This is a genomic window from Priestia sp. YIM B13486 (assembly GCF_042787865.1).
Lineage (GTDB): Bacteria > Bacillota > Bacilli > Bacillales > Bacillaceae_H > Priestia > Priestia megaterium.
Genome location: NZ_JBHZOZ010000003.1, coordinates 453,099 through 478,292 on the forward strand (window position 1 = coordinate 453,099; position 25,194 = coordinate 478,292).

21 protein-coding genes, 1 pseudogene and 3 other annotated features are annotated in these 25,194 nt (G+C 39.4%); of the genes and pseudogenes, 18 read left to right on the forward strand and 4 right to left on the reverse strand.

The annotated features are described in order from the left end of the window. Positions 1 to 47 precede the first annotated feature (47 nt). Positions 48 to 449 (forward strand): hypothetical protein, encoded by a 402-nt coding sequence (locus ACFX4G_RS10740; RefSeq protein ID WP_013057709.1) that lies wholly within the window; start codon positions 48 to 50, stop codon positions 447 to 449. A gap of 218 nt (positions 450 to 667) precedes the next feature. Here ACFX4G_RS10740 and ACFX4G_RS10745 read toward each other — a convergent pair. Beyond that, positions 668 to 2,192 (reverse strand): annotated as a pseudogene (locus ACFX4G_RS10745) (catalase); the annotation flags it as partial. A 452-nt stretch (positions 2,193 to 2,644) separates the two neighbouring features. Between ACFX4G_RS10745 and ACFX4G_RS10750 the strand changes: the two are divergent. After that, positions 2,645 to 3,811: a C40 family peptidase gene (locus tag ACFX4G_RS10750; RefSeq protein WP_016764712.1), complete on the forward strand. Its 1,167-nt coding sequence runs from the start codon at positions 2,645 to 2,647 to the stop codon at positions 3,809 to 3,811. 124 nt (positions 3,812 to 3,935) lie between these two features. After that, on the forward strand, positions 3,936 to 4,250 hold the full coding sequence (locus tag ACFX4G_RS10755) for an MTH1187 family thiamine-binding protein (protein WP_013083795.1): 315 nt from the start codon (positions 3,936 to 3,938) through the stop codon (positions 4,248 to 4,250). Positions 4,251 to 4,313: 63 nt separating this feature from the next. On the opposite strand, the gene ACFX4G_RS10760 is transcribed toward ACFX4G_RS10755, so the two are convergent. Next, positions 4,314 to 5,897: a PucR family transcriptional regulator gene (locus ACFX4G_RS10760; RefSeq protein WP_013083794.1), complete on the reverse strand. Its 1,584-nt coding sequence runs from the start codon at positions 5,895 to 5,897 to the stop codon at positions 4,314 to 4,316. A 306-nt stretch (positions 5,898 to 6,203) separates the two neighbouring features. Here ACFX4G_RS10760 and allC point away from each other — a divergent pair, with 306 nt between their 5' ends. The 11 genes from allC to ACFX4G_RS10815 all read left to right on the forward strand — a co-directional run bounded on the left by allC (position 6,204) and on the right by ACFX4G_RS10815 (position 17,873). After that, positions 6,204 to 7,445, forward strand: coding sequence for an allantoate deiminase (gene allC / locus ACFX4G_RS10765; RefSeq protein ID WP_377574530.1), 1,242 nt, complete (start codon positions 6,204 to 6,206; stop codon positions 7,443 to 7,445). A gap of 12 nt (positions 7,446 to 7,457) precedes the next feature. After that, entirely contained in the window at positions 7,458 to 8,708 is a 1,251-nt protein-coding gene (locus ACFX4G_RS10770; protein ID WP_097825211.1) for a pyridoxal-phosphate-dependent aminotransferase family protein, read from the forward strand. A gap of 43 nt (positions 8,709 to 8,751) precedes the next feature. Next, a complete protein-coding gene (ggt, locus tag ACFX4G_RS10775) occupies positions 8,752 to 10,362 on the forward strand; it encodes a gamma-glutamyltransferase (RefSeq protein ID WP_377574534.1) in 1,611 nt (536 codons plus the stop codon). A 24-nt stretch (positions 10,363 to 10,386) separates the two neighbouring features. Then, complete coding sequence (locus ACFX4G_RS10780; protein WP_377574537.1) at positions 10,387 to 10,971, forward strand: chromate transporter; 585 nt, start codon at positions 10,387 to 10,389, stop codon at positions 10,969 to 10,971. Continuing rightward, positions 10,968 to 11,498 (forward strand): chromate transporter, encoded by a 531-nt coding sequence (locus ACFX4G_RS10785; protein WP_013083789.1) that lies wholly within the window; start codon positions 10,968 to 10,970, stop codon positions 11,496 to 11,498. The genes ACFX4G_RS10780 and ACFX4G_RS10785 overlap by 4 nt, the downstream gene beginning before the upstream one ends. Before the next feature lie 59 nt (positions 11,499 to 11,557). Beyond that, entirely contained in the window at positions 11,558 to 12,016 is a 459-nt protein-coding gene (locus ACFX4G_RS10790) for a GNAT family N-acetyltransferase (protein WP_097825208.1), read from the forward strand. 200 nt (positions 12,017 to 12,216) lie between these two features. After that, positions 12,217 to 12,422 (forward strand) — a binding site (T-box leader). Between the two features lie 70 nt (positions 12,423 to 12,492). After that, positions 12,493 to 12,699: a binding site (T-box leader), on the forward strand. A 126-nt stretch (positions 12,700 to 12,825) separates the two neighbouring features. After that, complete coding sequence (locus ACFX4G_RS10795) at positions 12,826 to 13,899, forward strand: bifunctional 3-deoxy-7-phosphoheptulonate synthase/chorismate mutase (protein WP_013057698.1); 1,074 nt, start codon at positions 12,826 to 12,828, stop codon at positions 13,897 to 13,899. 6 nt (positions 13,900 to 13,905) lie between these two features. Continuing rightward, positions 13,906 to 14,106, forward strand: a binding site (T-box leader). 48 nt (positions 14,107 to 14,154) lie between these two features. Further along, positions 14,155 to 15,321, forward strand: a complete 1,167-nt coding sequence (gene aroC, locus ACFX4G_RS10800; RefSeq protein ID WP_377574542.1) for a chorismate synthase — start codon at positions 14,155 to 14,157, stop codon at positions 15,319 to 15,321. Positions 15,322 to 15,341: 20 nt separating this feature from the next. After that, positions 15,342 to 16,199 (forward strand): prephenate dehydrogenase, encoded by an 858-nt coding sequence (locus tag ACFX4G_RS10805; protein WP_377574545.1) that lies wholly within the window; start codon positions 15,342 to 15,344, stop codon positions 16,197 to 16,199. A gap of 15 nt (positions 16,200 to 16,214) precedes the next feature. Further along, the gene (aroA, locus tag ACFX4G_RS10810) at positions 16,215 to 17,486 is read left to right on the forward strand and encodes a 3-phosphoshikimate 1-carboxyvinyltransferase (protein ID WP_097825207.1); all 1,272 of its coding nucleotides are present in this window, start codon (positions 16,215 to 16,217) and stop codon (positions 17,484 to 17,486) included. Between the two features lie 141 nt (positions 17,487 to 17,627). Beyond that, positions 17,628 to 17,873, forward strand: a complete 246-nt coding sequence (locus tag ACFX4G_RS10815; RefSeq protein ID WP_043981503.1) for a hypothetical protein — start codon at positions 17,628 to 17,630, stop codon at positions 17,871 to 17,873. 42 nt (positions 17,874 to 17,915) lie between these two features. On the opposite strand, the gene ACFX4G_RS10820 is transcribed toward ACFX4G_RS10815, so the two are convergent. Further along, entirely contained in the window at positions 17,916 to 19,460 is a 1,545-nt protein-coding gene (locus tag ACFX4G_RS10820) for an FAD-dependent oxidoreductase (protein ID WP_097825206.1), read from the reverse strand. 653 nt (positions 19,461 to 20,113) lie between these two features. On the opposite strand from ACFX4G_RS10820, the gene ACFX4G_RS10825 reads away from it, so the two are divergent. The 4 genes from ACFX4G_RS10825 (at position 20,114) to ACFX4G_RS10840 (ending at position 23,580) form a co-directional block, all read left to right on the forward strand. Next, entirely contained in the window at positions 20,114 to 21,085 is a 972-nt protein-coding gene (locus tag ACFX4G_RS10825; protein WP_016764703.1) for an extracellular catalytic domain type 1 short-chain-length polyhydroxyalkanoate depolymerase, read from the forward strand. Between the two features lie 340 nt (positions 21,086 to 21,425). After that, complete coding sequence (locus tag ACFX4G_RS10830) at positions 21,426 to 21,845, forward strand: CBS domain-containing protein (protein WP_013057690.1); 420 nt, start codon at positions 21,426 to 21,428, stop codon at positions 21,843 to 21,845. Between the two features lie 178 nt (positions 21,846 to 22,023). Further along, the gene (locus ACFX4G_RS10835; protein WP_377574549.1) at positions 22,024 to 22,488 is read left to right on the forward strand and encodes a hypothetical protein; all 465 of its coding nucleotides are present in this window, start codon (positions 22,024 to 22,026) and stop codon (positions 22,486 to 22,488) included. Positions 22,489 to 22,626: 138 nt separating this feature from the next. Next, entirely contained in the window at positions 22,627 to 23,580 is a 954-nt protein-coding gene (locus ACFX4G_RS10840; RefSeq protein WP_097825204.1) for a sporulation protein, read from the forward strand. Between the two features lie 29 nt (positions 23,581 to 23,609). Here the strand turns inward: ACFX4G_RS10840 and ACFX4G_RS10845 are convergent, their stop codons facing one another. Beyond that, positions 23,610 to 24,935: a hemolysin family protein gene (locus tag ACFX4G_RS10845; protein ID WP_013057688.1), complete on the reverse strand. Its 1,326-nt coding sequence runs from the start codon at positions 24,933 to 24,935 to the stop codon at positions 23,610 to 23,612. Positions 24,936 to 25,194 lie beyond the last annotated feature (259 nt).

Genomic DNA, 25,194 nt, shown 5'->3' on the forward strand with positions numbered 1-25,194 from the left:
TGCTCACATATGTTGTGATGAAGCGTTTTTTAGAAAGAGGGATCATCTTGAGTGGAGAAGTTCTTGTCAAGATTTTATCTCAAGCGTATGAACAAAAAAAGACATTACCAATCGTCTCATTCTCGTCTTTTTTTGAACAAAAAAAGGTGGGCTTTCGTTTAAATAACGATGTGTCCGCTGATATTATCTACCATACGCTTATGTGTATTCAGAGAAAAACGTGTGTCCAAGATGTGTTAGTGGAAGTACTAAAAGTTGATAGTCCAAACAATGACGGGGCATTTTCTGATTGTGTATATATTTTAGCAAATGGTACAAAACAGCAAGTGAAAGAATGGGTTCAACCCTTACATCCTAAAAGAGTGAAACAAGGATATCAGCACGGGACACCCATTGATGCGCCACAGTTAAAAAATGACTACCACGTGTTTGCCGTTACTTGGTCATAAGCGTTTAACCCAAAAAACATCCTGCTGTCGCTGCAGGATGTTTTTTTGTTAATAAGGATGAGCATCGTGTCCTTTTTCATTAGCTTCTTCTACCGCATCAGCAGCTTTGTTACTTCCTAACGGTGAACCGCCTTCTTTTGGCAATTTCCCGTATGTAGGAGTCATTTCTGCTCCCATTTCAATTTCTAGGGAACCATCATCATGCATCAGAAGACCAATGCCATTTGCTACGCGATTGCCGTAGTCAAAATCACATTGAGTTAAAAGCTCAATCATCTTTGTTTGAACGGTATGGTGACAACATTTTAAGCCGTCTACTAAATTTTGAATAAGCTCATCACGTTCCCAGTCCTCTAGTAAATGATAGCGTTCACCAGCTTGCTTAAAGTCATTTGTACGATCAATTTTTTCTTTTTTTATATTTCCTTCAACATAAGGCTGATGAGGTTTTGGATGGTCATGCGCTTCTTGAAGACCTCCAAGAGAAGAAGGCTCATAATTCACATGCGGATTCTGACCTGGAGCAGCATCTACATGATAGGCCATTTGACCATCGCGTTGATTTGTTGCTACATGTTTTTTCGGCGCGTTAATAGGCAGCTGCAAGTAGTTTGTTCCCACCCGGTGACGCTGCGTGTCGGAATAAGAAAACGTTCTTCCTTGCAGCATTTTATCATCAGAAAAATCTAGCCCGTCTACAAGTACACCCGTACCAAATGCGACTTGCTCCGTTTCAGCAAATACGTTGCTTGGATTTTTATCTAGGACCATTTTACCTACTGGGAGAAATGGAAATTGGTCTTCCGGCCAAATTTTCGTGTCATCAAGCGGATCAAAATCCAGTTCGGGATGCTCTCCATCTTCCATGATTTGTATACAAAGTTCCCACTCGGGGTAGTTACCGCTCTCAATCGCTTCATACAAGTCTTGAGTGGCGTGACTAATATTTTTAGCTTGAATTTCTTCTGCTTGCTTTTGGGTCAAATTTTTAATTCCTTGTTTTGGTTCCCAATGGTATTTCACAAGAAACGCATCGCCATCTTTGTTTACCCACTTATATGTATTAACACCGGAACCTTGCATTTGCCGATAGTTAGCAGGTATGCCCCAAGGTGAAAATAAAAAAGTAATCATATGCATAGCCTCAGGGGTGTGAGAAATAAAATCAAAAATACGCTCGGTATCTTGACGGTTTGTCACAGGATCGGGCTTAAAAGCATGAATCAAATCAGGGAATTTAATAGCATCGCGGATAAAAAATATTTTAAGGTTATTTCCTACTAAGTCCCAGTTTCCGTCTTCTGTGTAGAACTTTACAGCAAATCCCCTTGGGTCTCGCATTGTTTCTGGAGAGTCCTTTCCATGAGTTACGGTAGAAAATCTGACAAAAACGGGCGTCTGTTTGCCTGCTCCTGAAAAAACTTTTGCGCGGGTGTATTTTTCAACGGGCTCGTCACCAAGCTTTCCGTACGTTTCAAAATATCCGTGAGCTCCCGTTCCCCGGGCATGAACAACACGTTCCGGTATACGTTCACGATCAAAATGCGAAAGTTTTTCAATCAGCTGGTAATTTTCAAGAGTAGCAGGGCCTCTGTTGCCTACCGTTCGAGAATTTTGGTTATCACGAATGGGGTGACCTTGACGCGTCGTAAGCGTCTGCTCGTTTTCTCCGGCTGCATAGCGTTTGTCTTCCGAGTCACCTGATCCGCTAACATTTGTACCATGAATGCCATTGTGGCTCATAAAATAATCCTCCTTGTTTCAAACATAACAAGACTATTTTTTTCAGCCCTCGCTTTTTTATTCATTAATATGGAAATAATATAAATTTTTAGAAGAAAAGCTGTTTTACTAGAGAGGGGAGCAAATCCGCTAAACGAATAAATTTTAAAAAAGTTTCACATTTCAAAAAAAAATAAATTGTTTTTTTTGAAATATAAAGATAATGTTATGGGTGATTTTTTACCTATTATTAGTGTAGGAAAAGGAATAATATTGGAATATATTAGCTTTTTTGTCGAACTTATTAAGTGTTAAACGACAATAAACTACGACAATATACACCATACAGCTGCGCTGTTGTCGTTTCCTGTAACATAAATGTAATATTAGTGATGTTATTTTGTAATAATGTGTTGTTACAATGTAAACGTCTTATAGATTAGTAGATTATGGCATTGGAGGAACCTTTTTTTATGAAAAAGTTGATATATTCGTTAGCGTTATGTGGATCTTTAACAGTAGTACCTACAATTAGTGAAGCTGCTTTAGGAGATGCTACGCTGCACCCAGGAACAAGTAATTCGGATGTGAAAGAATTACAGCAAAAATTAAAAAACAAAGGTTATTTTACATACGGTACAACAACAAACTATTACGGTTCAATCACGACTAGCGCAGTAAAGTCGTTTCAGCGTGCAAATGGTTTATCTGCAGATGGCATTGCAGGTCCATCTACATTTAATAAGTTGCTAGGAAGCGGAAGTTCATCAATTAGCTCAAGTTCATTGCTGCGCGTTGGTTCAACTGGACCAAATGTACAATCTTTACAGCAGCAGCTAAAGAATAAAGGCTATTTTAAAGGAACTACGACTCAATACTTCGGTTCAATTACAAAAAATGCAGTAATGGCATTTCAACGTGCAAACGGACTGTCTGTGGACGGAATTGCGGGTCCGGCTACGTTAAGCAAGTTAAAAAATGGCGGTTCTAGCGCTTCAACTGGTGGTTCTAGCTCTAGCAACTCAACTATTTTACGTCAAGGTATGAAAGGTTCAGCAGTAAGCAGCCTTCAGCAAAAACTAAAAAATAAAGGTTACTTCTCAGCTGGTGTAACAGGCTACTTTGGCTCAATTACAACAAGTGCAGTAAAATCATTTCAACGTGCAAATGGTTTATTAGTAGACGGAGAAGCGGGTCCAGATACGCTGAATAAATTAAATTCAAGCAGCTCTAGCAGCTCAAAACCTTCAACATCAACAGGAAGTAGCACAAGCTCAAGCTCAGCTTCAAAAGTTATTTCATACGGTAAACGTTTTATGGGAACACCTTATGTTTGGGGTGGAGCTGCGCCTGGAGGATTTGATTGCAGTGGTTACCTTAACTATGTATATCGCAATGCAGTAGGTGTAAGTCTTCCTCGTACAGTTGCTAGCATCTATCAAACTGGTACGCGTGTAAGTTCACCTCAGCCTGGCGATATCGTTTTCTTTGAAACGTACCAACCAGGAGCTAGTCATGCTGGCATTTATATCGGAAACGGTCAATTCATGCATGCAGGTTCTTCAACAGGCGTGACAATCACATCACTAAGCAACTCTTACTGGTCAAAACGTTACTTAGGAGCAAAGCGTTACCTATAAGAGTGTAACAAAAAGGAGTAGTTGTAGAACTATTCCTTTTTTCTATACACTATAAACGTAAAAGTAGGAAATTTTTGCGCGATTTGGTATGATAACTAGGGAACAAATAAAAGGAGTGTATAACATGGCTATTGTAGATGTAACCATTATTCCGGTAGGTACGGAAACGCCAAGCGTGAGTCAGTACGTAGCTGATATTCAAAAAGTATTGGCCAAGCATGAAGATGAAATTACATATCAATTAACCCCTATGAATACATTGATTGAAGGGGAATTAAGCACGCTGCTAAACATTGTTCAAGAGATGCATGAAGTGCCTTTTGAAAATGGTATTCAGCGTGTATGTACAAATTTACGAATTGATGATCGCCGTGATAAAGAAAATCATACGATGGCTGGGAAATTACAATCCGTACAGTCTAAATTAAAAGCGAAATAAAGAATATGCAATACAATAAAAACGCTTGAGTATCCACTCAGGCGTTTTTTATTGTATTTATACTTAATTAGCATGCACAAGAGAAAAAATTTGAAAAGCTACGCGCAGCCGAAGGGTTTCCTCTGACGTGTGAATAGGTCTTTTTAATAACTCTTCGCATTTTTCAATTCGATAGATCACCGTGTTCCGATGAACGAATAACTGCTTAGCAGTCTCTGAGATTTGGCAATTGGAATTTAGATATGTTTCAAGCGTGTCAAGTAAGATGGAGCGATCTTTCTTATCGTACTGCAGCAAACCTTCTAATGTTTGAGAATAGTAATCCTGTAAATCGTTTGCTGGAAGCAACCTCAGCAGTTCTTTAAACTGTTTTGGCTGATAAAATTGAATAAGCTTCGACTGATCTTTAAAATGGATGGTTTCAAGAGCTTCAACAGCTTCTTTATATGAGTCAGCGATTGTAAGTAGGGATTGGCTTTGGTTTCCAACTCCAAATGACATTCGCTTGTCGTAGTGACGGTAAACAGCTTCCTGCAAGCGATGCAAGCATTCTATAATCATAGGTTGAGAATGAGGTGTAAACAAAAGAATATAAAGATTGTCATAGAAAAACAAAACGGCCTCTGTATGACCTGTTGATAACTCATATTGAAGGAGCTCATAGATCATATCATCATCGCTGTAAGGCGTGAATGTAGAGTGGATTTTCCCGACGGCGCAAATATAGCTGTTTCCTGCTGATAAGCCCATCATCTGTGCTTGAAAGGAAGCATCTTCAAGCGTTTTATAATAATTGTTAACAAGCTGATTGAAAAAATCGTTTTTTCGTCGCCGTTCAGCTTCATACAAAGCCTGCTGTCTCATCATTTCGAAGGATAAAACGTTTGTCGCTTGTTCAATCGTTAGGAGCGCTGAATCGGATAAAGAAACTTGGTGTTCAATAAGTAAATAACTGTATTTTCTTGTATGAGTAGCAATCGGAAAAAGCGTAACGGTTTTTTTGGTGTGTAAAAAGGAAAAGGTTGTATATTTTACCGTTCGTAAAAACAGCTGCTTAGCGCCCGCTACCGCTTCTTCCATCGGGAGTGAAAAGGGTTCGCGTTTGTTTGTATAAAAGAGTTCATGGCCATGGGTATCAAAAAGGGCAACGTGAGCATTGCATAACGTTTGAATAGATTGCATAATTTTCTCAATGCCTTTTCCTTGTAAGATGTACGAGGAAAATAGCTGATGTGTGACCATCGCTTGCTGAAGCTCGGCTGTTTTTTTATCTAAAATAAAGCTGAGAGATTCGTTAATAACTGCGCCTAACGTTTCGTCCGTTTGGAAATCAATGATCGGAAAGTGAAGTTCATCAGCTAGCTGACAAATAGAAGCAGGCACGTGTTCGAAAAAGCGCTTCGTTTTTATGGCCAATCCTGCACATTTCTTTTTAGCCATTCCTTCTACAAGTTTTGCTAAGCTTTCTTCATGTTCTTTGAAGTGATAGCCCGTTGTAATTAAAAACTCTCCTTCTTTTAAAAAAGATAAAATATCGGGTGCATCCATCATATTGACGTTATGTACTTTGCGGGTGACTCCTTTTTGCCCGGCTACTACAGATGCTTTTTCATAAATTGGAATGCGTAAAAGAGTTTGTAGTTCCATTATTTATTACTCCTTTTGTTAAAAATTCTCACATTTCCCTGCGCGTATTTTTATCTATCTTTTATTTTATAAGAAAGTTTAGTTAAAATAAATAAAATTTTCAGAAAAAAATGTATAAATTGTTAATGAAGAAGTATATTCAATCCTGTAAGATAAAGTAAATAACATATAATGTTAGAAAAAGTGACGTATATAAAACTTTGTATATTTAGTGATAATAGCTAAAAAAACACTAAATCATTGTAGAAAGTGTTAATGAAAACAATCAGTCATTTTCTTAAAATGAAGATAGCAGGAGGGATAGCAATGGTTGCAGATATGACGGGAAAATCTAAGCTTTGTCAGCAAATCGAAGAAAACGTTAGCTGGTTGTCACAGTTTGGGTTAGATGAAAAAGAAGGGGTCACGAGGCTTTTATATACGGAACAGTGGAATGCAGCTCAAAAGGCATTGGAAGAAAAAATGAAGGGACTTCACCTCAAAACATATTACGATGATGTAGGAAATTTATTTGGACGGTTGCAAGGAACGGGTTCAGAACAACAAGTTATTTTAACAGGATCCCATATCGATACCGTGATAAACGGAGGAAAGTATGACGGGGCGTTTGGTGTTGTGGCAGGTATCATTGCTCTGCAGTACCTTTATGCACATTACGGCTCCCCTACAAAAACCTTAGAGGTCGTATCACTTTGTGAAGAAGAAGGCAGCAGATTTCCTCTTACGTATTGGGGATCAGGCAATATGAATGGATTACACAGCAAAAGTGATGCAAAACATGTTATAAATAAAGAAGGGGTTAAGCTGGATGACGCAATGAAACAGCTCAATTTCGGAAAAGGCCTCCACAGCGAGCCATACCGCACGGACATCGCTTCTTTTATTGAACTACATATCGAACAAGGAAAGCAGCTTGAAATGTCTCGTTGCGATATCGGAATTGTTTCTAGTATCGTCGGGCAGAAACGATTTACAGTATCTGTTAAAGGTGAAAGTAACCATGCGGGCACAACCCCGATGAACATCAGAAAAGATGCATTTTATGCGAGCTGCAAACTTGCTAAAGCATTTATTGAATTGAGTGAAAAATATCATAACGCTTTATACGTAACGGTTGGCAAAATTACACTTTCTCCAAATGCACCGAATGTAATACCAGGATATGTAGAATTCACGGTTGATATAAGACATCATGAATATGAGGTTTTACAAGAGGTAGAACGAGAAATGAAGGAAATTATAAAGCGAACATCAGGGGATTTAGAAGTGAATATCGACTGCTGGATGGATGAAAAACCTGTCGCCATGAGCGAAGAATTATCTGAACTTTCCAAAATTATTTCCTCGGAAAAGAATATCTCCTCCCGAGAATTAGTAAGCGGTGCAGGACACGACTCGCAGGTATTCGGACGAAGAGTTCCCACATGTTTGTTATTCGTACCGAGCCAAGATGGAATCAGTCATTCCCCAAAGGAATTCACCAAAGGAGAACAGTTAGAAAAAGGAGTAAAGGTCTTAATAGAACTATTATATAAACTTGCCTACTAGGAGGAATTTGACATGACTATAACAAAACAGCTTCATACACCGCCGCGTACGATTATGACACCCGGACCCGTAGAAGCAGATCCCCGCGTATTAAGAGCATTAGGAACACCTATTTTAGGTCAGTTTGACCCCGCATTTACGCACATTATGAACGAGACGATGGAAATGCTTCGTGAACTATTTCAAACCAAAAACAAATGGGCTTTTCCCGTTGATGGAACGTCTAGAGCTGGGATTGAAGCCGTTCTTGCAAGTGTAATTGAGCCTGGCGATAAAGTGTTCGTCCCTATTTTCGGCCGCTTCGGCTATTTATTAACGGAAATTGCCGAGCGCTACGGAGCTGATGTACACAACATTGAATGCGAATGGGGAGAAGTGTTTGACCCTGAAACAGTTATTCGTGAAATAAAAAAAGTAAATCCGAAAATTGTTGCAATGGTTCATGGTGAAACGTCTACAGGAAGAATGCAGCGGCTTAAAGAAATTGGTGCTGCATGCCGCAACCAAGATGTTTTATTTATCGTCGACGCAGTAGCCACTATTGGCGGTACGGATGTAAAAGTAGATGAGTGGAACATTGACGCATTGATTGCAGGCACACAAAAGTGTTTATCTGTTCCGTCCGGCATGGCACCTATTACTTACAATGATCGTATTGAAAAAATCATCATGGAACGTAAAAAAGTTGAAAAAGGAATTGCGACAAAAGCAGATGCTCAAACTGTTCGTCTGCGTCCGAATATTATCAGCAACTATTTTGATTTGAGTCAGCTTCAAGACTATTGGAGTGAGCGTAGATTAAATCATCACACGGAAGCAACGTCCATGCTCTATGCTTTAAGAGAAGGGCTGCGCGTTATTTTAGAAGAAGGATTAGAGGAAAGATTTGCAAGGCATCGCCTCCATGAAAAAGCACTTGTAGCCGGTATTAAAGCAATGGGATTATCTTTATTCGGAGATGAGGATTCAAAAGTTCCAACCGTTACTTGTGTTTTAATTCCCCTAGGTATTGACGGAGAGGCAGTTCGTTCTACGCTTCTTGAACAATTTGGGATTGAAATTGCAAGTTCTTTTGGGCCGATGCACGGAAAAATATGGCGTATCGGTACAATGGGATACAGCTGTCGAAAAGACAACGTTCTCTTTACATTGGCTGGTCTTGAAGCAGTGCTTATTCGAAACGGGGCAAGCGTGAATGCAGGTTCTGCTTTACAAGCAGCATTAGAAGTTTACGAGGAAGAAGTAGCGCTGTCTAGTCTGTAAAGATTCGTTTTATTCATCATATAAAGAAAAGAGGAGATTTTCTATGAGCGAATACTTTTTCACACACCCCTATGCATCGCAGCGTACATGTACGTTTGGAAAAAACGGAATGGTAGCAACTAGTCAGCCTCTTGCCGCTCAGGCGGGTCTTGAAATGTTGAAAAAAGGAGGAAATGCGGTAGATGCTGCTATTGCCTCGGCAGCTTGTTTAACGGTTGTAGAGCCTACGTCAAATGGAATTGGCGGAGACGCATTTGCTCTCGTGTGGATAAATGAAGAGCTATATGGACTCAACGCGAGCGGTCCTGCTCCTACTTCTATCTCTATTGAGGCTCTGCGTGCCATGGGGATAAAAGAGATGCCGGCTCGCGGTTTTGTTCCTGTTACGGTCCCAGGTGCCCCCAGCGCGTGGGTGGAGCTGTCAAAACGCTTTGGCCGGTTATCGTTAAAAGAAGTGCTGCAGCCTGCTATTTCGTATGCACAAGAAGGGTTCCCAATCTCCCCGATTTTAGGGTACAATTGGGAACGAGCGTTTGAACGATTTACACACGCATTAAAAGGTGACGAATATAAGCACTGGTTTGAGACGTTTACCAACAATGGATCAGCTCCTAAAGTAGGGGAAGTGTGGCGATCACCGGACCATGCTGCTACGCTGCTTGAAATTGCCGAAACGAATGGAGAATCTTTTTACAGAGGGAATTTAGCTGATAAAATAGCAGCTTTTTCGAAAAAATACGGCGGATTTTTAGCAAAAGAAGATTTAGCAGCTTTTAAAGCAGAGTGGGTGAAGCCAATTTCAACTTCTTACCGAGGATATGATGTGTGGGAAATTCCGCCTAACGGCCAAGGCCTTATTGCACTTTTAGCTTTAAATACGCTAAAAGGCTTCTCTTTCGATGCCAAAGATTCTGTCGATACATATCATAAGCAAATTGAAGCCATGAAGCTAGCGTTTGCAGATGGACAAAAATTCATTACGGATGCTGATAAAATGACAGTAGCTGTTGAAGATTTGTTGAATGATTCTTATGCAAACAAGCGCAGAGGGCTGATTGGTGAAAAAGCGCTTATTCCTGAAGCCGGACAGCCGTCTCATAGCGGCACGATCTATTTAGCGACAGCTGATGGAGAAGGAAACATGGTATCATTCATTCAAAGTAATTACATGGATTTTGGCTCAGGACTTGTCGTACCTAATACGGGCATATGCCTGCAAAACCGCGGGCATAATTTTTCGTTAGATCCACAGCACCATAACCGATTAGAGCCAGGAAAACGAACCTATCATACCATTATTCCTGGATTTTTAACAAAGAATAAAAGTGCTGTAGGTCCATTCGGTGTAATGGGCAAATTCATGCAGCCTCAAGGACATGTGCAAGTCGTCATGAATATGATCGATTTCCATCTAAATCCTCAGGCAGCTTTAGATGCACCAAGATGGCAGTGGATTGAACATAAAAAGGTTCTTGTGGAAAAAGAAATGCCTTCACATATTGTAGAAGCATTAGAACGCAAAGGGCATGATATTCATGTGGCTACGAGCAGACATACGTTTGGAAGAGGGCAGATCATTTTAAGAGATGAACAAACCGGTGTATTATACGGCGGCACAGAAGCGCGAACAGACGGAGCTGTCGTTGCTTATTAGATCACAGAAAAAGGAGTGCGAGAAATGCGACAATTGGATATTTTTATAGCGTTTTTTCGCTCAGGTATGCTCGGCTACGGAGGCGGCCCTTCAGCTATTCCACTTGTAAAAAAAGAAGTGGTCGATACGTACAAATGGATGGATGACGATGAATTTGGCGATTTATTAGCAATCGCCAATACGCTGCCTGGGCCTATTGCTACAAAGCTGGCTGGATACATCGGCTATCGAGTCGGCGGTATTTTGGGTCTCGGGACAGCTTTATTTGCAGCCGTTATTCCAACCGTTTTTTTAATGGTATTGCTGTTAACAACTTTAACGCAATTTAAAGATCAGCCGTGGGTTATGGGCATGACCAAAGCAGTTGTTCCTGTAGTAGGAGTTATGCTCGCGGTTATGACGTGGGACTTTTTTAAAAAATCAACGTCTGGTCTAGGGTGGACACCAGCTATTATCTTACTGATTATTAGTTTAGGGCTAATGGAATTTGCCCATATCCATCCAGCGGTCATTATTATTGTTCTTATGGCAGCAGCTTGGATTCCGCTAAAACGAAAAGGAAAAAAAGGTGAAAGTGCTGAACACAAGCAAAAGAGGGAATGGGTATGATTTATATTCAGCTATTTATGGCGTTTTTTGTTTCAAATATTTTAGGCTATGGAGGCGGACCTGCGTCGATTCCGCTTATTCAAAAAGAAGTCGTGGATCACTATCATTGGCTTACGGTCAAAGAGTTTAGTGAAATGCTGGCAATTGGAAATGCGCTGCCTGGTCCGATTGCAACAAAAATGGCGGGATTTATCGGATATCAGCAGGCAGGGATTTTAGGCTCGGTGGTTGCTCTTTTTGCAACGATTGCTCCATCGGTTTTACTTTTAGTTATTTTACTTCGAATATTATTTAAGTATAAAGATTCGCCAAATGTTAAGAAAATGACGAACTACATTCGTCCCGTTATCGCCATTTTACTTGGCTTGATGGCATATGAATTTTTTATGAATTCATACGGTGATTCAGGTATATGGCAAACTTTATTTTTAGTAGCAGCCAGTTTTCTATTATTGGAAAAATTGCGCGTGCATCCAGCGTTCGTTATTGTCGGAGCACTCGTATACGGAGCTGTTTTTCTTGCTTAAATGAGGCCCTCGAAGGATGAGAGTTTTTTTGTGTAAAAGAGACGAAAAGAGGGGAAGTCATGGTTGAAAAAGCAGCGCTAGAAAACGTTCAGGATTTGGTTAAACTGCGAATGTTGCTCATGAAAGAACTGGGAGAATTAAACGGGAATGAGGAGCTGTTTCGAAAAGCTACAGAAGAATATTTTACTGCAAATATAAATAATCCACATAGCTATACGGCTATTTTAAAAGCGAATGGAGAAATTGTATCAGCAGGAAGCATCGTCTTTTTTATACGTCCGCCTTCACCGAGTAACCTCCAAGGAAAAGAAGCATATGTTATGAACATGTATACAGCTTTTAATCACCGAAAGCACGGCTGTTCTTCAGCTATTTTAAAGCATTTGATGCAGTACTGCCAAAAAAATGGTGTAAATCGAATATGGTTAAATACTTCTTCCGCTGGAAAAAGCTTGTATCAAAAACATGGATTTATTGAATATGAATCTGAAATGGAATATAAGTTTGAAAAAAATTAGAGCAGCAAAACTCTTGATAGATATGGGTTTGAAGGAGCTATGGTTTTTAAAAAATAAAAAAAATTAATAAAAAGTGTTGACGAAGATAAAAAAACCATTCATAATACAAATCAACATCACACAACATTACACACAACTTGGAAGCGACAAATAGTTTCAAACGATCGGAACTGATTATCCAAGTACACATACATAGTCAATACTGAGCGTTGATAGGAGCACTAGTAGAAAAAATTTCCCTGTAACAGAGAGCTGACGGTTGCTGCGAGTCAGAACACAAATTTTTTCGAAGTACATTCCTTGAGCATCTTTTCCGAGTAGGAAAAGACGGCCTAGCCGTTATTTTAATGAAGAGGCAAGCAAAATGCTTGCAACTAGGGTGGTACCGCGAATTTTCGTCCCTACTGACTCTTAAGAAAAATCTTAAGGGTGAGTAGGGACTTTTTGTATTTCGGCCCATTATAATTTTATATCCATTACAAGCGATGAAAAGAGCATAGTAGCAAAATCTTCCCTGTATTCAGAGAGCTGATGGTTGGTGCGAATCAGTACAAAAGAGATTGCGAATTACATTCTTGGAGCTTTCTTTTGGCAATAGTCAAAAGCGGCAATAGCCGTTATCTTAATGAAGAGGCAAGCAATGCTTGCAATTAGGGTGGTACCGCGATCAATTCGTCCCTACTGATACAATCAGTAGGGACTTTTTGTATATCCGCATAAGCGGCTGTGTAGGTGTAAAACGGATTTTTCAATACAAACTAAACGAGAAGATCCGTTCAAGGTTATAAAATCAAAGGAGGATTTTTAAAATGACAAAATCACTAGAACAATTACGAGGACAAATCGACGAAATAAATTTAGAAATTTTAGAATTATTAAATAAACGCGGTGAAATCGCACAAGAAATCGGAAAAGTAAAAGGTACACAAGGTGTGAATCGCTTTGATCCAGTTCGTGAACGTAAATCGTTAGATCAAATCTTAGCTAACCATAATGGACCATTCGAAGCTTCAACAATTCAGCATATTTTCAAAGAAATTTTCAAAGCAAGCTTAGAGCTTCAAGAAGACGATCACCGCAAAGCACTTCTTGTATCTCGTAAAAAGAAATCTGAAGATACAATCGTTGACATCAACGGTACAAAAGTAGGACCTGGAAACTTAGAATTTGTAATGGGACCATGTGCAGTAGAAAGCTACGAACAAGTAAAAGAAGTGGGCTTAGCGCTTAAAGAACAAGGTATTACGTTAATGCGCGGCGGAGCGTTCAAACCACGTACATCACCTTACGATTTCCAAGGTCTTGGAGTGGAAGGCTTAAAAATCTTACGTCAAGTAGGCGATGAACTAGGCCTATCAATTATCAGTGAAATTGTTTCTCCTCAAGATATTGAAACGGCTCTCGACTACGTAGATGTGATTCAAATTGGTGCACGTAATATGCAAAACTTCGAGCTATTAAAAGCTGCAGGTTCTGTAGACAAACCGATTCTTTTAAAACGTGGATTGGCAGCAACAATTGAAGAATTCATTAACGCTGCTGAATACATTATGTCTCGCGGAAATGGAAACATTATTCTTTGTGAACGCGGTATCCGCACATACGAGCGTGCAACACGCAATACATTAGATATCTCAGCTGTTCCAATCTTGAAAAAAGAAACGCATTTACCAGTTGTAGTAGACGTAACGCATTCAACAGGACGCAAAGACTTATTATTACCATGTGCAAAAGCAGCGATTGCTATCGGCGCAGATGCTGTAATGGCAGAAGTTCATCCAGATCCAGCAGTAGCACTATCAGATTCAGCACAGCAAATGAACATTCCTGAATTCCACAAATTCATGGAAGAATTAAAAGGTGCAGCAGTAAAATTATCTTAATTTCATAGTGATACAGTGATAAGAAACTAGTAGCAAACATTTCCCTGTCTCAGAGAGCTGACGGTTGGTGGAAGTCAGTACACAAATGTGAGCGAATTACACTCTTTGAGTACTCTTTTACAGAGCGGTCAGCGGATCGTTAACAATTCGAGGTGGCAAGCAATGTTTGCAACTAGGGTGGTATCGCGAGAAAAACTCGTCCCTATGGCGTAGGGGCGAGTTTTTTTATTTTTATAACAGAAAGGAATCGATAATATGAGATATTTAACAGCAGGAGAATCGCACGGACCTCAATTAACAGCGATTATTGAAGGAGTACCGGCAGGGCTTGAATTGACAGCTGAACATATTAATGAAGATTTAGCAAGAAGACAAAAGGGACATGGGCGCGGACGCCGCATGCAGATTGAAAAAGATCAAGTTCAGATTAAAGGCGGGGTTCGCCACGGTGAGACGCTTGGTTCACCTATTGCTTTAGTCGTTGAAAACAAAGATTTTACTCACTGGAGAAATATTATGGGTGCTGATCCAGTCGATCATGATGAAGAAGTAAAGCGACAAATTACAAAACCTCGTCCAGGTCATGCTGATTTAAATGGAGCGATTAAATACGGTCACAGAGATATGCGAAACGTATTGGAACGTTCATCTGCTCGTGAAACGACGGTACGAGTAGCCACAGGCGCAGTTGCCAAACAAGTACTAAAAGCTGTAGGCGTAAATATTGCATGTCACGTGCTTGAAATCGGCGGTGTGAAAGCTGAAAAAATGGCATATGAATCACTGACAGAACTTCAGGAAAAAACAGAAGCGTCGCCTGTTCGCTGCTTAGATGAAGAAGCGGGACAGAAAATGATGAAAGCAATCGATGATGCAAAAGAAAATGGAGACAGCATTGGTGGCGTAGTGGAAGTAGTAGTAGAAGGAATGCCTACTGCAGTGGGAAGTTACGTGCACTATGATCGTAAGTTAGACTCAAAGCTAGCTGCTGCTATTATGAGCATTAACGCGTTTAAAGGCGTTGAAATCGGCGTAGGCTTTGAAGCAGCTCGCAGACCGGGAAGTGAAGTCCATGATGAAATTCTATGGGATGAACAAAACGGCTATACGCGTAAAACGAACAATGCGGGAGGTCTAGAAGGAGGCATGACAACAGGGATGCCGATTGTTGTGCGAGGCGTCATGAAACCTATTCCTACCTTATACAAGCCGCTGCAAAGTGTAGATATTGATACAAAAGAGCCATTTGCTGCAAGTATTGAACGCTCAGACAGCTGTGCAGTACCGGCGGCAGCGGTTGTAGCAGAATCAGTGATTGCTTGGGAACTAGCATCTGCTATTATCGATCAATTTGGGGCAGATCGAATTCAGTTAATTCAAGAAAACGTAAAAAAACATGAAGAATACGCAAAGCAATTTTAATGAATAGAGGAGAATGAAAGGTGAAAACACGTGTATTACTTATTGGCGTCGGCCTTATTGGAGGATCATTAGCGCTAGCTATGAAGAAGCATCGTCACGTCACAGTCGTTGGAGCTGATATCAATACAAATGGAGTACAAGTAGCCAACCAGCTAGGTATCGTTGATTATGTAGCTGAAGATATAAAAACAGAAGCAGCCCAAGCAGATTATATCGTGCTTGCTACTCCAGTAGAGTACACGACAGCATGGATACACGACCTTTCTACTTGGAAGCTTAAAGAAACGGTTATCGTAACGGATGTCGGAAGTACCAAAGGTGAAATTATGAAAGCAGCCGAAGCGCTGAATAAGAAACGTATTTCATTTATTGGCGGACATCCGATGGCTGGTTCTCATACGAGCGGTGCAGTCAATGCACGAGCGGATTTATTTTGTTCGGCGCGCTATATTTTAACGCCGTTTGAAAATGAGCAAAAAGAAAAAATAGATGCGCTTATGCATTTGCTAGAGCCTACAGGTGCACAATTTGTACCGCTTGATGCAGCTACTCATGACCAAATCACTGGAGTTGTCAGTCATTTACCTCATGTGATTGCGACCAGTCTTGTAAGACAAGTAAAAGGATATTCAGCACAGAATCATCTTGTCACGGAAATGGCAGCAGGCGGTTTTCGAGATATTACGAGAATTGCTTCAAGCAATCCTCATATGTGGAGAGATATACTAAAACAAAACCGTTCTATGCTTTTAACATTGCTTGATGACTGGATGAAAGAAATGGAACAAGTAAAACTATTAGTAGAAAAAGGTGACGGTCACGAATTATTTGATTACTTTTCAGATGCCAAAGAATTTCGTGATTCGCTTCACGCATAAAAGGAGAGACATATTGTGACAGTAAAAGCTTTACGAGGAACGATTCAAATTCCAGGAGATAAATCTATTTCTCACCGTTCCGTTATGTTTGGTTCGATTGCAGAAGGAACAACAACGATTAACGGGTTTTTGCCAGGTGACGATTGTCTTAGCACTATTTCCTGCTTTCAAAAACTAGGTGTAGATATTCAAATGATTGATGAACAAAGCGTGGTAGTGAAAGGAAAAGGGATACAAGCTCTAAAAGAGCCATCTGATATTTTAGATGTTGGCAATTCGGGCACCACGATTCGCCTCATGATGGGGATTTTAGCAAATACACCCTTTCATTCAACATTGATTGGAGACGAATCTATTGCCAAACGCCCTATGAAGCGTGTGACCGGTCCGCTTCGTGATATGAATATTCATTTAGACGGTCGAAAAGATGCTAATTTTACACCGCTTGTTATTCGAGGTGGGAAAGCAAAAGGTATACACTATACATCGCCCGTTGCAAGCGCACAAGTAAAATCAGCTATTTTACTTGCTGGACTGCAGGCGGAAGGAATAACTTCTGTAACGGAACCGGCGAAATCACGTGATCATACAGAACGTATGCTAGAGGCATTTGGTGTTAAAGTCGAAGAAGAAGGCTTAACCGTTTCAATTGAAGGCGGTCAAACGTTAAGAGGAACGCATGTAGAAGTCCCTGGTGATATTTCGTCAGCTGCATTCTTTTTAGTAGCGGGGGCTATTATTGCAAACAGCCGCATTGAAATCCAAAAAGTTGGAATGAATCCGACTCGAACGGGTATTTTAGATGTGCTTTCAAATATGGGCGCTTCAATCGAAACAATCAAAGAAACAAAAGAAACAGCGGAACCCTATGCAGATTTAGTTGTAGAAGCTTCTCACTTAAAAGGTACGGAAGTAGGCGGACACTTAATTCCACGCCTAATTGACGAAATCCCAATTATTGCACTAGCTGCCACGCAGGCAGAAGGGATTACAGTTATTAAAGATGCTGCAGAGTTAAAAGTCAAAGAAACAAACCGTATTGATACGGTAGTGAATGAGTTAACCAAAATGGGCGCTAACATTGAAGCAACGGAAGATGGAATGATTATTCACGGAGGTGCAAAACTTCACGGAGCAAATGTAAACAGCCACGGAGATCACCGTATCGGTATGATGCTTGCTGTTGCCTCTTGTATTGCAGAAGGGGAAACAATTATTGAAAATCGTGACGCGGTATCCGTCTCTTACCCGCAGTTTTTTGCTCACTTAGAGTCTTTACAGCAGTAAATTCCCTTATTATGTTAAAATAGCAGTTTGAAAGTTATAAGGAATTTATAAAATTAAAACCAATGACTCTATATTTCGCCTGAGAAATCCGATATAATCATTACAACACCTCTAGTATTAAATAGAATTTGGTGAATGATTATGTTTTTGATGATTGTCTACATCGGGGCCATTTTATTTTTTATAAAAATGTTTATGGATCGAGATTTTATTTGGTTTTTATTCCTATTGCCATTTTTGATGTTTGTTATGTTTTTTGAAACAGACTATCTTGATCATGTCCCTGAATCTGGAAGGTTAATTATCTTTACATTTTCTTTTTTAGTCATTTATGCAATGGTTTTGGTGTATAATCGATACTTTAGAAAAGAAGAATGTAAAGAGTAAACTCAAATGTGAATCCATTGATAATGATAAAAAAAGCATGCCCTACGGCGTGCTTTTTTTATCGCTTGAATTGACATCCACTGGTGTAAGCGGCTTTTTAGCAGGGCCTTCTACCACAGATCCGTCGTAAGAGAAACGAGAGCCATGACAAGGGCAGTCCCACGTGCGGTCACCAGCGTTCCAATTTACTTCACATCCTAAGTGCGTGCATGTAGTATCGACGCAGTGAAGGTTCCCCTGAGGATCTTTATAAGCCCCCGTACGTTTGCTGTTTACATATACGACCGACCCTTCATCATTTTGGAGCTGATCCAGTCCTTTTTCAGGCATTGAAAACTTACCGGTAATAAAGTGTTCAGCCACATCAAGATTTTGACGAAAGAAATGCTTAAGGCTAGGGTCCGCATAAAAACGAGATGGATTATACAACTCTGCATATGGGTTGTCTTTTCCGGTTATTGCATCTCGAATAATATGTGCTGCAATGGTGCTATGAGTCATCCCCCATTTTTTAAATCCGGTGGCAATAAAGATATTTGGCTTGCTTTCTTTAATGGGACCGATATATGGAATTTTATCAAGCGTAAATAAATCTTGTGCAGACCATTTATAACGAAAATGTTGAACAGTAAAATTTTCTTCGGCAAACCTCTGAAGGGACTCATAGTGGAACATAGTATTAATTCCTTGTCCAGCTTTGTGGCCTTCTCCACCAATTAAAATGAGTTCTTCTCCGTCAACTTTTGTTGAACGCAGAGAATGAGTAGGCTGATCAGCACTTAAATACATGCCTCCAGGGTAAGTTTGTTCAACTTTTGCTGCTAACACATACGAACGTTTGGCATACATACGCGTATAGTAAAAGCCCGCTCCATCATAAAATGGAAAGTGTGAACACGCCACTACATATTTGCAAGAAATTCGATGTCCGTCTCTTGTGACAACGGTGGGCGACGTGCTTTCTTCTACATCCGTTGCTACGGTGTTTTCAAAAATCGATCCGCCGTTTTCTGTGAATTTTTTTACTAAATGAAGCAGGTATTTTAACGGGTGAAACTGAGCTTGATCTTTCATAATAGCTGCTGCCCTAATATCAAAACTAAAAGGAATCTCTGTTGCAAATTCACATGGAATATGTAATCGCTGATAGGCTCGAAATTCTTTACGAACTCGATGATCAAACTCCAGCGTTTCTCCGTACAAGTAAGCATCTTGTATCGAAAAATCACAGTCAATGTTTTCCGTTTGAATTAAGTTTTTCATAAACTGCAGTGCTTGTTCGTTTGCTTTATAATACAGCAGCGTTTTTTCTTCGCCAATGTGTGAAAGCAGCTCATCGTAGATAACGTCATGCTGAGCTGTAATCTTTGCTGTTGTGTGACCGGTTGTACCATTTAAAATATTATCAGCTTCAATTAACGCCACGTTCAGTCCTTCTTTTTGTAATAAATAAGCTGTTGTAATACCGCTAATACCGCCTCCTACTACTACAACATCAACTTTTCGATTTTCTGAAAGAGATGGGTATGTTGGAAACTTTAAATGATCGCGCCAGTAGGGCTCAGTATCCTTTGGGATATTTGCCAATTTATTCACCTCCATATGATAAGTCTTATTTTTACCATAGTTTTCTAAAAAATGTATACAAAATAAAGGAATCTACCCCAATAGCATCTCTTTGCTGTACCTATTTAAGCAAAAGGAAGGGAAAAGAGTGATTGCAACCAGCCTTTGTATGATTGTTGCGAACGAAGAAGAGGTTAAACCAAAAACATTTGCTCTTTAAGGTTCTTCTTTTTCAACGTGGCTTCCGCACCTGCACCTTGCCATTTGCTGCGAAAGAATTGGTGAATAAAAAGCAAAATATAAAATAGTAAAGGTTACAGATTTAAACATGAAGAGCAATAAATTCATATAAATGATAGGGAGCATCATATAATAAAAGTATAGAGGCTTAATTCGGCAAAAGGTATTTAAACATCAAGGTCCAAATAAAAGGGCAAACGGCATGTTTGTCCTTTTTTCATGATTATAGTGACAATTTTCATATATAGTAATAAAGTATATATATAGCAAAAAAATCCCAAATTTCAAGAAGATAAAAAACGCCTTAAAACCAAAACAAGTGGTACTCTTAGAGTATGTAGAACGTGCAAAAAAACGAAATAATATGTAGTATTGTAATACAGGACGTAATTGGGAAGAAAAATGAAAACGTTGACAAAAAGAGGAGGGGTACCATGTTGGGTTCACTACCTAATGTTATAAATACGTCAACGCTTGTGTCTTCAAGTGAACAACAAGAAGCGTCATCTGAATCATTTAAAACATATACTCATAAAGGAAAAAAATTCAAGGTCTATTTACCTAAATCCTATCATATTTTAAAATCTTACCCACTAATGGTTATGCTGCATGGATGTACACAAAATGCAGATGATTTTGCAATAGGCACGCAAATGAATGAGCTCGCCGACGAAAAAGAATTTATTGTCGTATACCCACAGCAGTCTTCTAACTCAAATATGAATAAATGCTGGAACTGGTTTGAACCTCTTCATCAAATTAGAGGGTTTGGCGAGCCAGCTATTATTGCAGGAATTGTAAAAAAAGTCCAAAACATGCACTTTATTCAGAAAAATAAAGTGTTTATTGCCGGTCTGTCAGCAGGAGGAGCAATGAGCATCGTTATGGGGGTAACGTATCCAGAACTGTTTGCTGGAATAGGTGTGTCAGCAGGTATCGAATATCAGGCGGCTCTTAACGTATTTAATGCGTATTCTGTCATGGCCAGTAAAGGTCCTTCCCCCGTTAAACAAGGAAGAATTGCTTATCAGCAAATGGGAAAACGGGCAAAGCCACTGCCGCTCATTGTATTTCATGGTAACGCTGATTCTACGGTAAATGTAGCCAATGCAGATCAAGTAGTTCACCAGTGGATTACAACGAATAATCTTGCTTATAACGGAAGAATAGATGGATGGATTCAAGATAGCCCGGTTAAAACGAGAGAAGAAAAAATTCTCTTTGGACGGGATTATACAACATATCGCTACGAAAGCAGTAAGGGAGAATTGGCTATTGATAAATATATTATCAATGGAATGGGGCATGCATGGTCAGGAGGGAATTCAGCGGGCAGCTATACAGACCCTAAAGGCCCCAATGCTAGTCGAATCATGTGGGACTTTTTCATGAGTCAAAAAGTATAAACAGAGCATATAATGAGGTTCAGTTGCGTTCTTATCGCAGAGAAGAAGAGCTGAAAGTAGCTCTTCCGGCCCTTATTAGTATAAAGAAGCAGCTGCAGGAAACATTATTTTAACTAGACGTGTTTTTCTAAAAATTAGGATTTGATTATTTAGAAAACGGGTACTGTAATAAAGAAAATAAGAAGTCAAAATTACATAGCTTAGGATTGACAGCTTATAGTTGTAAATGTAAGATAACTGCGAGCTGCATTTTGTATGATTAAAACATTAAAATAAGCCGAAAACTGAAAAAATAAATAGAAATTGTAAGATGAGCGGGTAAGGAAAAGGAGATTAAAAAATGAATATTGCATTTTTCTTAGTACCAAAAAGTGATGTTGTAACACTAAATATTCAATCCACATTAAGACAGGCTCTTGAAAAAATGGAGTATCATCGCTATTCTACAGTTCCGCTAGTTGACGATGATGGTAAATATGTGGGCGTTCTTACTGAAGGAGATCTTCTTTGGAAGTTAAAAAGCCTAGGAGACTATCGCTTTCAAGATACGGAAAATATTAAATTAACAGAGATTGACCGCTATCAAGATTATAACCCAGTTGCTATATATGATGAAGTTCAAAACATCCTTTCAAAGGCAATTGACCAAAATTTTGTTCCTGTAACGGATGATCAAGGTGTATTTATTGGAATTGTGAGAAGAAGAGAAATTCTAGAGTTTTATGCAGAAAGCGCAAGTAAAGTGAAAAATCAAATATAAAAAAAGCCATCTAGAGATGGCTTTTTTTCTTGTCTTATCTCCCCCGTACATACTCCTAAAAACAGGCTTAGGTCATGGCCCACAGCAATGCACTTCCTTGTACTAGTTTACATAATCTATTTATATATAGGTATAAAATTGCCTATATAAATCTTATTTATAGATAAGGATGGTTTATGTGAGTTACAACAATAAAAAGAAGTGTTGCTGGTGTTCTAATCAGTATTATTACAAAACTTCTGGCTATGATCCAAGAAGTAGCCATGAAGGAAAATGCTGTCATAACGATTATAAGCATAACGATCATTGTCCTAAACATGATGATGATCATCGTTCTGGACATAAAAAATGCCATCATGGTAGCAACCATGGCGGAGGTCACGACGGTAACCATGGCGGAGATCACGGGGGCAGTCATGGCGGAGGTCACGGCGGTAACCACGGTGGAGGTCACGGAGGTTGTCATGGCGGAGGTCACGGTGGCAACCACGGCGGAGGTCACGGTGGCAACCACGGCGGAGGTCACGACGGTAACCACGGCGGAGGTCACGACGGTAACCACGGCGGAGGTCACGGCGGTTGTCATGGCGGTAACCACGGCGGTTGTAAAAGACGTCGCTGCTGTTGGGGCTGGGTGTTTTAATTTAATAAATAATTGAATTAAAATGAAGCGTTGATTTAGCAGAAAGAACTCAAGAAATTGAGTTCTTTTTTTGTAAGTTGAAACTTATAAACGGTATACTTCGTATATATAGTAAGAGCATTTTGGAGGAGGAAAAAAATGTTTAAAAAAATGTTTGCTAAAATTGGAGTTGGAGCTGCCAAAGTGGATTTACGATTAAATGAAACGGCCTATACGCTCGGTCATGTAATTGAAGGAGCTATTGTCATCCAAGGTGGAAGCGTTCAGCAACATATTAATTTAATTGATGTTGAATTTTGGCTTGAAGTTCAATTGAAAAGCGGTCAAATGCATACACATCGTGTGGAAAGCCTGCGCGCAGCTTCTTCATTTACAATTAATGAAGGCGAGAAAAAAGAAATTCCATTTACATACCATTTACCTTTGGACCTTCCAATCTCTGCGAGCAACGTTAGCTATTTCTTTAAGACACACTTAGATATTGAAGGGGGAGTAGACTCAACAGATCGGGACCCTGTGCGCATTAAAGCTCCAAAAAGCTTATATCAGCTAGTAGAGGGCTTTGAAGCACTTGGATTTAGAGAAAAACATCATTCAGGAAAATTTAACGGATACAAACAAGAATTTTCATTTTTTCCTACAGACTTCTTAAAGGGATATGTAAATGAGGTTGAGTTTGAGGTAGCCATTGAACGAGAAGGGATCCGCGTGCTGTTGGAGCTAGATTTGCCTTCTTTCGGCCGAGAGAGGGAAATAAAAAATGAACTCTTTTTTACAAATGATGAACTAAGCCAGCCATCTACTATCGCTCGTTTGCTGGAAGAAGCGATGGAAGAGATGATGGAGAATCCTCGAGACTATGAATATTATAAGTCTCCTCACTCTGATCAGCATTCACACCACCCACGTATGAGTGGGTTAGGAGGAGCAATGGGAGGTTTTGCAGCCGGTATGTTAGGCGGACTGCTCATTGAGAATTTGATGGATGATATGTTTGAAGACTCGGCGCTTGGTGAAATTGGAGAAGATATTGAAGAAGCCGGGGAGGATCTGTTGGATGGAGATTTTTTTGATGGAGGAGACGATTGGTAAAAGGGATTTTGAATAAATAAAAAGGATGATTAATGATGATCATCCTTTTTTTCTTTCTTCTTTCTTTTTTTCACTTCTATATACTTAATGTGAAAATCCTCTATAATCAGAACTTTAAAGTAAAATTGCTCATGCTGAATGATATCATTTTTGGTCACATCAAACTTTTCGGTTAACACCCACCCGGCAATGGTATCTACTTCTTCGTCGCTAATATCCGTACCGAGTAAATCATTTACTTGGCTAATGAGCATTTTTCCGTCAAGAATATAATGATCGTCTTTAATTTTTTGTACATAAGGAATTTCGTCCGTATCAAACTCATCTCGAATTTCTCCCACAATTTCTTCAATAATATCTTCTACTGTAACAAGCCCAGCGGTTCCGCCATACTCATCAAAAAGAATAGCCATTTGAATACGTTCTTTTTGCATCTTTACAAGCAAGTCATGAATGGGTACGGTTTCAATTACTTTAAAAATAGGCTTGACGTATGACTCTAACGTATTGGTGCCGTCTTTTTCGTTGAATACAATATCATTATAAATTTCTTTGATATTAACGAGACCGATTACTTTATCTTTATCCCCATCTTCAACAATTGGATAGCGCGTATATTTTTCGACATTTGCGATTTGCAAAAAAACCTCTACGACGTCGTCTTTGGAAGCACTCACAATTTCCGTACGAGGGACCATTACTTCTTTCGCTAAACGATCGTCAAAATCAAAGATTTTGCTCATATATCGATATTCGGATTGATTGATTTCACCGCCTTCGAAGCTCTCAGATAACAAAATACGCAGCTCTTCTTCACTATGAGCAGCTTCATTTTCTGAAATCATCGTTATACCAAAAATCTTAGTCAACATACGAGCTGATCCATTTAATATTTTAATGAACGGATACATAAGTTTGTAAAACACGATAATCGGTTTTGCAAAGTTCAGCGTAATTTGTTCAGCCATTTGAATAGCAAATGTTTTAGGAGCTAATTCCCCCAAGACAACATGTAAAAAAGTAATAACAACAAATGCAATGACAAAAGATAAAATACCAGCAAGCGGCTCATTGGTATGGAAGGTAGTAAAAAGAGGGTGAAGCAACCGATCTAGCGTCGGTTCACCAAGCCAACCAAGCCCGAGAGCTGTGATGGTGATACCAAGCTGACAAGCGGATAGATATTCATCTAGATGCGTAATAACGTGTTTGGCAGATACAGCTTTTTTATGTCCTTCTTCTAGAAGCTGATTGATTTTTGAACTTCTTACTTTTACAATAGCGAATTCTGTCGCTACAAAAAAAGCAGTTAATGCAATTAAAACTGCGACTAATAGTAATTTTACGGCGATCATCAAAGTCACCACCTTGTATGTAAATGTATATCTTAAGTGTTAGCCAAAGTGGAGAAAACATGTATTAAATCAAGAAAAGAAAAACGTACATAAAAAAACTGCTTCTATCTTTAAAAAGAAAAAGAAGCAGTTTATTATGTTACATGTTCATTTAGGGGAATTAATCTTAACTTTACCATCATGGTCTATCACATATCGGTTCTACAGTTCAACTGACTTTTAGCAAACGTATTGCGAGTGTGTTATGACACCTCCTTTA